The following is a 9,887-nucleotide window of genomic DNA, read 5'->3' on the forward strand; positions in this document are numbered from 1 at the left end:
CGCGGGGGGGGGTGGGGGGGGTCGCGCGGGGCGCGCGGCCTGGCCGGGGGGGGGGGGGGGGGGGGCCCCCCCCCCCCCCCGCCCGGCGGACCCTTCTAGGGGCTGACGGCGAGGAAGAGGTAGGCGGCCAGCAGGACGAGGTGGACGCCGCCCTGGAGGAGGGTGGCCCGGCCGGGTACGACCGTGAGGGCGCCGACCACCACCGTCAGGGTGAGCAGCACCATGTGGATGGGGCCGAGGCCGAGCAGGAGCGGCCCGTCGAGCCAGATGGAGGCGAGGGCGATCGCCGGGATGGTCAGGCCGATGCTGGCGATGGCGGAGCCGTAGCCCAGGTTGAGGCTGGTCTGGACGCGGTCGCGGCGGGCGGCCCGGACGGCGGCGAGGGTCTCCGGGAGCAGGACGAGCAGGGCGATGATCACGCCGACGACCGCCTGGGGCAGTCCGGCGTCGGCGACGCCCTTCTCGATGGTCGGGGAGACGGACTTGGCGTCGCCGACCACCGCGACGAGGGCGACGAGCAGCAGGCCCAGGCTGGTCAGGGCGGCGCGGGCGGTGGGCGGTTCGGCGTGGTCGTCACCGCCGGCGGGGGTCTTCGTCGGCACGGGCAGGAAGTAGTCCCGGTGGCGGACGGTCTGGACGGCGATGAACAGCCCGTAGAGGGCGAGGGAGGCGACGGCGGCGAAGGTCAGCTGGGCGCTGGAGAACTCGGGGCCGGGCTTGCTGGTGGTGAAGGTCGGCAGGACCAGGCTGAGCGTGGCGAGGGTCGCGACGGTGGCCAGGGCCGCGCCGGAACCCTCCGCGTTGAAGACGGCGACCCGGTTGCGCAGGGCGCCCACGAACAGGGACAGGCCGACGATGCCGTTGCAGGTGATCATGACGGCGGCGAAGACCGTGTCGCGGGCGAGGGAGGCGGTCTTGTCCCCGCCGTCGGCCATCAGGGTGACGATGAGGGCCACTTCGATGACGGTGACGGCGACGGCGAGCACGAGGGAGCCGAAGGGTTCGCCGACCCGGTGGGCGACGACCTCGGCGTGGTGGACGGCGGCGAGGACCGCGCCCGCGAGGCAGAGGGCGACCAGGCCCACCAGGGCTCCGGGCAGGTCGCGGCCCCAGCTGAGGGCGAGCGCGAGGAGCGCCACCACGGGGACCACGACGGTCCAGTCGGTCAGGGGGGATCTGCGCGTTGCCGTACTCATGTCAGCCAAGTTGCCAGACGGGCCGCCCGGGTGCGGCGCAAGGCGCGCGTCCGGGGCACCGGAGTGGCACTTCTCACGAAATTTCGGACCTTCCGCCCGATTCGGTCCGGCAGGCTCCGGCGGCCCTCCGGGGGTTCCGGACGGCCACCCGGATGGCTCATGATCCGTACATGACGAGCGATCGTACGAGACGAGCGGAACTGATCGAGGCCACGGAGAGCGAGGGCCGGTTCGACGGGCCGGCGACGGGCGAAGAGCGGCCGATGCTGCTGTCGATGCTGGCGGCCCAGCGCACGACGCTGGAGCTCAAGTGCGCGGGCCTGGACGAGGAGTTGTCCCGTCGGGCGGTGGAGCCGTCGACGCTCTCGCTGCTGGGCCTGGTGCGCCATCTGGCCGATATGGAGAGGCAGTGGTTCCGGCGGGTCCTGGACGGGCAGGACGTGGCCCCGCGCTACTCCTCGGCGGCCGATCCGGACGGGGACTTCGAGGGCGCGGCGTCCGGCCCGGGGGCGGCGGCGCAGGCCTGGGCGGCCTGGCGCGAGGAGGTGGAGTTCGCGGAGCGGTTCGCCGCCGGGGCTGCGGACCTGGACGTCGAGGGCGAGTCGCCCTGGCGGGGGAAGGTCTCGCTGCGGTGGGTGCTGATCCACATGATCGAGGAGTACGCGCGCCACAACGGCCACGCCGATCTGCTGCGGGAGCGGATCGACGGGACCGTCGGCATGTGACGGGCCCCTCCCGTCACACCGCGCGCTCGCGCCCCTCCCAGTAGGGGTCGCGCAGACGGCGCTTGTAGAGCTTCCCGTTGGGGTCGCGGGGCATCGTCTCGATGAAGTCGACCGACTTCGGGCGCTTGTAGCCGGCCAGCCGCCCTTCGCAGTGGCGCAGGATCTCCTCGGCCAGCGCGGCGCCCGCCTCGTACCCCTCGACGGGTTCGACGACGGCCTTGACCTCCTCGCCCCAGCCCTCGTGCGGGATGCCGAAGGCCGCGGCGTCCGCGACCGCCGGATGGGTGAGGAGGGCCGACTCGATCTCGGCCGGGTAGATGTTCACCCCGCCCGAGATGATCATGTCGATCTTGCGGTCGCGGAGGAAGAGGTACCCCTCCTCGTCGAGCAGGCCGAGGTCGCCGACGGTGAAGAAGTCGCCGATCCGGTTCTTGCGGGTCTTGCCCTCGTCCTTGTGGTAGCTGAAGCCGCCGGTGTTCATCTTGAGGTAGACGGTGCCCAGCTCGCCGGGCGGGAGCCGGTTGCCGTCGTCGTCGAAGACGGCGAGCTCGCTGATCGGCCAGGCCCTGCCGACGGTTCCCGGCTTCTTCAGCCAGTCCTCGGCGGTGGCGAAGGCCCCGCCGCCCTCGCTGGCCGCGTAGTACTCCTCCACGCACCGGCCCCACCAGTCGATCATCGCCCGCTTGACGTGGTCGGGGCAGGGGGCGGCGCCGTGGATGGCGTGCCGCATGGAGGAGACGTCGTAGGCGTCCTTCGTCTCCTGCGGCAGGGCCAGGAGGCGGTGGAACTGGGTCGGCACCATGTGGGTGTGCGTGCAGGCGTGCCGGTCGATCAGGCGCAGCATCTCCTCGGGGCCCCACTTGTCCATCAGGACCAGCGGGTGCCCGATGTGCAGGGACGCGCCCGCGAACTGGAGCACCGCCGTGTGGTAGAGCGGCGAGCAGACGAGGTGGACGTTGCCGTCGAAGGGGCGGACGCCGAAGATGCCGAGGAACCCGCCGAGGTAGGTCTCCTCCGGGAGCTTGCCGGGCAGCGGACGGCGGATGCCGCGCGGGCGTCCGGTGGTGCCCGAGGTGTAGTTCATGACCCAGCCGAGGGTGCGGCCGGCCGGGGGCTCGGCGCTGCGGCCGTCGAGGAGGTCGGCGTACGGGCGGAAGCCCGGGACGGCTCCGACGGAGTAGCGGTGGTCCTCGGGCAGTCCCGCCTCGTCGGCGGCGGCGGTCGCGGCCCCGGCGAAGCGCTCGTGGGCGATGAGCACCTTGGCGCCGGAGTCGGCGACGATCCAGGCGATCTCGGGGCCGACGAGGTGGTGGTTGACCGGGACGAGGTAGAACCCGGCCTGTGAGGCGGCGAGGTAGGCCGTGAGGAACTCGACGCCGTTGGGCAGGACGACGGCGAAGGCGTCGCCCTCCTCCATCCCGGCGGCGCGCAGCCCGTGGACCAGGCGGTTGACGTCGGCGTGCAGCCGGCCGGCGGACCACTCCTCGCCCTCGGGGGTGACGAGGACGGTGCGCCCGGGGTCGGCGGCGGCCTGTGCCCAGAAGCCGTTGGGGGGCTGGTCACTCATGCTGATCACACCTCTCGGGGCCGGCCGGCGATGCGGTTGACGCGGTCGATGGCGCGCTCGAAACCGGCGGTGAGCTCGTCGAAGACGGCCTGGACGGGACGTTCGGCGTTCATCCGGCCGACGATCTGGCCGACGGGGGTGCCGAGCAGCGGGCCGACCTCGTACTTCTGGATCCGGGAGACGGCCTCGGCGACCAGCAGGCCCTGGAGGGGCATGGGGAGGGCGCCGGGTCCGGCCGGGTCGTCCCAGGCGTCGGTCCACTCGGTGCGCAGCTGGCGCGCGGGCTTGCCGGTGAGGGCGCGGGAGCGGACGGTGTCGCCGGAGCCGGCGGCGAGGAGCTTCTCGGTGAGGGCGCGGGAGTGGAGTTCGGCCTCGGTGGTGGTCAGCCAGAGGGAGCCGAGCCAGACGCCCTGGGCGCCGAGGGCCAGCCCGGCGGCGATCTGCTCGCCGCTGCCGATGCCGCCGGCGGCGAGGACCGGGAGCGGGGCGACGGCCTCGGCGATCTCGGGGACCAGGACCATGGTGGCGATGTCCCCGGTGTGGCCGCCGGCCTCGTAGCCCTGGGCGACGACGACGTCGATGCCGGCCTCGGCGTGGCGGCGGGCGTGCTTGGCGCTGCCGGCGAGGGCGGCGACGAGGACCCCGTGGTCGTGGGCGCGGGCGATGACGTCGGCGGGCGGGGAACCGAGGGCGTTCGCCAGGAGTTTGATGGGGTAGTCGAAGGCGACGTCGAGCTGGTTGCGGGCGACCTGCTCCATCCATCCGGTGATCCGCCAGCCGGAGGCCTCTCCCTCGGCGAGTTCGGGTACCCGGTGCTTGGCGAGGGTGTCGCGGACGAACTCGCGGTGCCCGGCCGGGATCATCGCCTCGATGTCGGCCTCGGAGATGCCGTCGACGGCCTTCTTGGCGGGCATGACGACGTCGAGGCCGTAGGGCTTGCCGTCGGTGTGCGCCTGCATCCAGTCGAGGTCGCGTTTGAGGTCGTCGGGCGCGGTGTAGCGGACCGCCCCGAGGACGCCGAACCCGCCCGCGCGGGTGATGGCCGCGGCGACCGCCGGGAAGGGCGTGAAGCCGAAGATGGCGTGCTCGACTCCCAGTTTCTTGCTGAGCTCCGTCTCCATGGGCGTGAGGATGCCGCAGTGGGGCGGCCGAGGGAAGAGATTTTCTGATGCAGTGTCAGATTCTTGCGGCCCGGCCCGTGCGGAGGGTGCGCGGCGGACGGGCAGATACCCAGTAGCGTGCGGAGCGCCTGCGGCGGGCTGCGGAGGATACGGCTCCCGGCCCGGGCACCGCGGGCGCCGCGGACCGGGAGCCCGGGTACCACGGGCCCCCGTACGGCCGGGCGCCGGCCCGGGCGGCCGGCGGCCGGCGGCCGGGGCGGACGAGGACGACCGGCGGCGGGGCCGACGGGCGGCGCACGACGGGGCGGTTGGGAGCGGAGAGGAGGACCGATCATGACGCAATGCACGGGGGCCCGCACGAAGACGGCCGCAGGCGTGGCCGGGGCGGGGCACACGGACGGGAACCAGGCGGGTACGGGTGCCGGTGTCCAAGGGGGTGCGCAGGCGGGGCGGGGGCCCAGTCGGCGGCGGCTCGGGGCTCGGTTGCTGGCGCTCGGCGGGGTGCTCGTGCTGCACGCGGCGCTGCCGGGCGGCTCCGCGGGGGCGGCGGGCGGGCCGGCCGAGCGGCGGGCCCTCCAGGGGCTGCGCCTGCGGTACGGGTCCGCGCGGCAGGCCGGGCTACTGGAGCGGCACCTGGAGGGCGTGGCCGAGGAGGCCCGGCGCTTCCTCGGGCCCTCCCCCGAACACCCCTACTACGCCGGGGCCGTGGTCCTCGCGGGACGCGGCCGCACGGTCGCCCTGCACCGGGCGATGGGGGACGCCGTCCGGTACGCGGACTACGACGGACGCACCGACCGGCCGCGGGAGTTCCCGGCCGCCGACCGGATCGCCATGGCCGAGGACACCGTCTTCGACCTGGCCTCCCTCAGCAAGCTGTTCACCTCCATCGTCGCCGTGCAGCAGATGGAACGGGGCCGGCTGGCGCTGGAGGCACCCGTGGACCGGTACCTGCCGGAGTTCACGGGCGGCGGCAAGGAGGCCGTCACCGTCCGGCAGCTGCTGACGCACACCTCCGGACTGCGCTCCTGGGCGCCCTTCTACCAGGAGTCCACCCGCGAGGGGCAGTTGAGGCTGCTGTGGTCGGTGCGGCCGCAGGACACCCCCGGGACGGTGTACCGCTACTCGGACCTGAACCTCATCGCGCTCCAGCTTCTCCTGGAACGGATCACCGGCCGCACCCTGGACACCCTGGTCCACGACGAGATCACCGCTCCGCTCGGGATGCACCGCACTCGCTACAACCCCCCGCGCGCCTGGCGCCGTTCCATCGCCGCCACCGAGGTGCAGCGTCCCCCGTGGTCGGGGCTGGACCGGGGCCTGGTGTGGGGCGAGGTCCACGACGAGAACGCGTACGCCCTCGGCGGGGTCGCGGGCCACGCCGGGGTCTTCGGCACCGCCTGGGACCTGGCCGTCCTCTCCCGCGCCCTGCTCGACGGCGGGGTCTACGCGGGCCGGCGCATCCTGAGCCCCGCCTCCGTCGAACTGCTCTTCACCGACTACAACACCGCCTTCCCCGGCGACGACCACGGCCTCGGCTTCGAGCTCTACCAGCACTGGTACATGGGCGCCCTGGCCACCCCGCACTCGGCCGGCCACACCGGCTTCACCGGGACCTCCCTGGTCCTCGACCCCTCCACCGACTCCTTCCTGGTCCTGCTCGGCAACTCCGTGCACCCGGTGCGGACCTGGCGGGCCGGCAGCGCCCCCCGCGTGGCCACGGGCAACCGCTTCGCCCGGGCCGTGCCCGTCCGCACGAAGCACGGCGGCCCGGCCTGGTTCTCCGGCATGGAGACCGGCGGCTCGGGCACCCTGGCCCTCCCCCCGCTGACCCCCGCCACCGACGGGGCCCGCCTGCGCTGCGCGGTCTGGTGGGACACCGTCCCCGGCGCCGGGGCCTTCCACCTGGAGGCCTCCCCGGACGGCATCGCCTGGCAGCCCGTCCCCTTCTCGACGGTCCGCACCACCGGCGGCACCCCGGAGCAGTGGCCGGAGGGCTCCGCGGGCGGCTGGTCGGGCCGGATCTGGCACCGCCTGGAGGCCCCCCTCCCCACCTGGGCGGGCCGCGAGGTCAGACTCCGCTTCCGCCACGCGTCGACGGGCCGCTACGTGGGCCGGGGCGTCTACGTGGACGTCATCCGCGTCTCCGAACCCCGCGCCCTCCTCTTCTCGGAGGACCGCCCCCGGGACGCCGCCCGCATCGAACCCGCGGGCTGGACCCGCTCGTCGGACTAGGGGGTCAGCTGCGGGTCCCGCTCGTCGGACCCGGGGGTCAGCCCGGCGGCAGGGCGCGCAGGAGGTCCCACAGGGGGCGGGCGCCCGTGGCCCATTCGGCGAGGAGGTGGCGGTCCACCAGGTGGAGGCGCTGGGAGCGGGCGAAGCGGGCGGCGTCCTGGGTGATGCGGCCGTTGGTCAGCATGACGAGGACGTCGCCGTGGTGGACCTGGCGGCCGGTGCCGTTGAGTACGTGGAGGTCCGGGGTGCCCACCGGTTTCCCGGACCAGCCGTCCCGCCGGTGCTTGCACTGGATGACCCAGAGCCGCCCGTAGGGGTCGGTGGCCTTGACGTCGGCGCCGTTGTCGCCGCGTCCGCCGACCTGGCGGGCGTCCGCGCAGCCGTCGCGGCGCATCAGGTCCCGTACCGCGAACTCGAACTCCCGGTGGTGCAGGGCGTCGAGCTGCCCGAGGGCGTACCGCAGCCCGCTCTCCCGGATCCGGCGCCACCGGGCGGCGTCCCGCCGCCGCAGCTCCCGGGCGGCCAGCGCGGCGGCCGTCAGCAGCAGGAGGAACGCGACGGTCCAGGGGTGGTCCGCGACCCAACGCAGCACGGCGAGCGCGAGGACGAGGCCGACGGCCACCGCGACGGCGGGCGGCCACCCCTGCTCCCGGGCCCGGCGCCCGCCCCGGCGGGCCCTCCCGCCGGTCCGCCGGACCGGGCGGCGGCGCCCGCGCCGCGCGGTCACTGACCGGCCCGGGAGACGCCGTTGACGAGCTGGCCCAGCACATCGGCGAAGCCCCGGCCGAGCTCGGTGGGCGCGAGGACGATGCCCAGCGCGAGGACGATCAGCACGGTCATCCGCTCGTCACGGCGGCTGCGGGCTTCAGTGCGCCGGCGCAGCCTCAGGACGACGATCACACCCAGCAGGACCGCCACATCGATCGACAGCAAACGTACGCCCCCCGTCACGAGTTCCCTGCCCCCTGTGTAGCGGGAGGCGGGCCGCGCCGGGGTCCGGTCTGTACGGAATGGCGGCAATGCGCCGGACCGGCGGCCGGATCGGCGGGCGCAGGCGTTCGAGCGGGATCCAGTCGGGGTTCAGTCCGCGTCGTCGCGGCGGCCCGTCACCACCAGGTCGCCGTCCGGGGTGCGGTGGGCGAGGCGGCCCGTGCGGAGGTAGCCGTCGGGGGTGAAGGAGCGGGCGTCGCGGTCGGGGTCCCGGTAGTAGCCGCGGACCGTGTGCGGGCCCCGCGCGAGGAGTTCGCCCGTGGCGCCGTCGGGTACGGGGCCGCCCCCGGCGTCGACCAGGCGGATCTGATCGTCGGGCGAGAGCGGGCGGCCGTGGGTGGCGAGGGCGGCCGCGTCCGGGTCGCAGGGGCGGGTGAGGACGAGGACGCCCTCGGGCGTGCCGAAGACCTGCTGGACGCGGCAGCCCAGGGCCGCCCCGAGGCGTTCGGCGGCCGCCCGGTCCGGGGGCGTCCCCGTGAGCTGCACGAGGCGCAGGGTGGAGGAGGCGGGGGCGGCGGCCGTCCAGTGCGCGGCGGCGTCGGAGGTCAGGGCGGTGACGGTCACCCGCTCCCGGGCGACGAGCGGCAGGCAGACGGCCGGGTCCGGGTCCTCGGCCAGGACGACGGTCCCGCCGGCCGCGAGGGTGCCGATGACGCCCGGGCTGCCGAGGGCGAGGTCGGACGCGGCGGGCAGCGCGGCGAGGTAGACGTCCTCCTCGGTGAGCGACAGCAGGGCGGCGGCGGCCGTCGCCTGGTGGGCGAAGTCGTTGTGGGTCCGCGGGACGAGCACCGTCCCGTCGGTGACCAGCAGGAAGGCCACCTGCCCCGCGCTGAGCGGGAGCGCCGGCTCGGGCGGGGCGTCGAGGGAGCCCAGCGGGGCGTACTGGCAGTTCGACGGGTCGGTGGTCAGACCGCCGAACGGGGATTCCGTGCCGGGCTCCTCGTAGGTGAACACCCGCCGCAGGAAGGGCCACCGGGCGGCGATGTCCGAGGCCATCGCCGTGTGGTCGAAGCCCCGGTACGCCGAGGGGCCGACGTAGCCGACGGCCTGGGCGGTGCGTACGAGTTCTGGCACCTCGGACGCGGGGTGGGAGACCGGGCAGAACACGGGGACCAGCCCGGCGCGCATCAGCGCGAAGGCCGTGACGACGAACTCGGGGACGTTCGGCAGCTGGACGACCACCCGCATCCCGGGCCGCAGCCCGCGCCCCCGGAACCCGGCGGCCATACGGTCCACGCGCCGGTTGAGCTGCGCGTACGTCAGGCGCGTGGCGCCGTGCACGAGCGCGGTGCGCGGCCCGTACCGCAGGGCCGAGCCGCGCAGCAGGCCGTCCAGGGTGGTGCCCTGCCAGCGGCCGGAGGCCCAGTAGTGGTCGACGAACTCCTCCGGCCAGGGCGTACAGCCTTCGAGCAGCGCGGTCACGTTCCTACCCCTCCCCGTTGATCTCGCCCAGCCAAGCCGCCCTCCCCCGGCCGGGGCAATGCGCCGTCCCGACCACGGGGGCCGGTCCGCTTCGGCGGAACGTCCAAGGACCCGGCAGGGGGCGGTCGGCGGCTCAGGCGGATTCCCGGATCAGGCAGAACGGGTGGCCGGCCGGGTCGGCGTAGACGCGCCAGCCGCGGGCGTCCGGGGTGGCGTCGAGGAGGGTGGCGCCCGCTGCCAGGGCGTGGGTCTGGGCCTCGTCCAGGTCCGTGACGGCGAAGTCCAGATGGGCCTGCTGGGGGTGGGCGGGGTCGGGCCAGCGGGGCGGTCGGTGGCCGGTGACCCGCTGGAAGGCGAGGACCGCGCCGGCGGGGGTGTGGAGGGTGGCCCAGTGGTCGTCGCAGGTCCAGCGGCGGTCCGGGCGGTTGACCTCGCCGCCCAGCAACGCCTCGTAGAAACGGGCGAGTTCGAGGGGGTCGGGACAGTCGAGCACCACGCACTGCAGTTCAGCGATCATGACCCGGATCCTAGGGCCTGTCGTCAAACTCCCATCGTCGCCCGCACGGGCGGTGGGGGGTTTACGAAAGGCCCAAAAACGGCCAGTGCACCACCCCGGATATCCACCCGCCGGCGG

Annotated in this window: 9 protein-coding genes; 2 read left to right on the forward strand and 7 right to left on the reverse strand. The window is 74.7% G+C overall.

Annotated elements, in window-relative coordinates:
• Nucleotides 1-95: 95 nt before the first annotated feature.
• Nucleotides 96-1,196 carry an ionic transporter y4hA gene (locus tag AB0O29_RS32390; protein ID WP_365158920.1) on the reverse strand — a complete coding sequence of 367 codons (1,101 nt, stop codon included), beginning with the start codon at nt 1,194-1,196 and terminating at the stop codon, nt 96-98.
• A 170-nt stretch (nt 1,197-1,366) separates the two neighbouring features.
• Between AB0O29_RS32390 and AB0O29_RS32395 the strand changes: the two genes are divergently transcribed.
• Nucleotides 1,367-1,921, forward strand: coding sequence for a DinB family protein (locus AB0O29_RS32395; protein WP_365158923.1), 555 nt, complete (start codon nt 1,367-1,369; stop codon nt 1,919-1,921).
• Between the two features lie 13 nt (nt 1,922-1,934).
• On the opposite strand, the gene AB0O29_RS32400 is transcribed toward AB0O29_RS32395, so the two are convergent.
• On the reverse strand, nt 1,935-3,488 hold the full coding sequence (locus AB0O29_RS32400; protein WP_365158926.1) for an acyl-CoA synthetase: 1,554 nt from the start codon (nt 3,486-3,488) through the stop codon (nt 1,935-1,937).
• A 5-nt stretch (nt 3,489-3,493) separates the two neighbouring features.
• The gene (locus AB0O29_RS32405; RefSeq protein ID WP_365158929.1) at nt 3,494-4,609 is read right to left on the reverse strand and encodes a nitronate monooxygenase family protein; all 1,116 of its coding nucleotides are present in this window, start codon (nt 4,607-4,609) and stop codon (nt 3,494-3,496) included.
• A 333-nt stretch (nt 4,610-4,942) separates the two neighbouring features.
• Here AB0O29_RS32405 and AB0O29_RS32410 point away from each other — a divergent pair, with 333 nt between their 5' ends.
• Nucleotides 4,943-6,841 (forward strand): serine hydrolase, encoded by a 1,899-nt coding sequence (locus AB0O29_RS32410; protein ID WP_365158932.1) that lies wholly within the window; start codon nt 4,943-4,945, stop codon nt 6,839-6,841.
• Between the two features lie 37 nt (nt 6,842-6,878).
• Here AB0O29_RS32410 and AB0O29_RS32415 read toward each other — a convergent pair whose 3' ends face one another.
• The 4 genes from AB0O29_RS32415 to AB0O29_RS32430 all read right to left on the reverse strand — a co-directional run bounded on the left by AB0O29_RS32415 (nt 6,879) and on the right by AB0O29_RS32430 (nt 9,770).
• Entirely contained in the window at nt 6,879-7,568 is a 690-nt protein-coding gene (locus AB0O29_RS32415) for a restriction endonuclease (protein WP_365158935.1), read from the reverse strand.
• Nucleotides 7,565-7,774: a hypothetical protein gene (locus tag AB0O29_RS32420; protein WP_365158938.1), complete on the reverse strand. Its 210-nt coding sequence runs from the start codon at nt 7,772-7,774 to the stop codon at nt 7,565-7,567. The genes AB0O29_RS32415 and AB0O29_RS32420 overlap by 4 nt, the downstream gene beginning before the upstream one ends.
• 147 nt (nt 7,775-7,921) lie before the next feature.
• On the reverse strand, nt 7,922-9,253 hold the full coding sequence (locus AB0O29_RS32425) for an AMP-binding protein (RefSeq protein WP_365158940.1): 1,332 nt from the start codon (nt 9,251-9,253) through the stop codon (nt 7,922-7,924).
• A 133-nt stretch (nt 9,254-9,386) separates the two neighbouring features.
• A complete protein-coding gene (locus tag AB0O29_RS32430; RefSeq protein ID WP_365158943.1) occupies nt 9,387-9,770 on the reverse strand; it encodes a VOC family protein in 384 nt (127 codons plus the stop codon).
• Nucleotides 9,771-9,887 lie beyond the last annotated feature (117 nt).

This window comes from Streptomyces sp. NPDC089915, from assembly GCF_040684675.1.
Classification (GTDB): domain Bacteria; phylum Actinomycetota; class Actinomycetes; order Streptomycetales; family Streptomycetaceae; genus Streptomyces.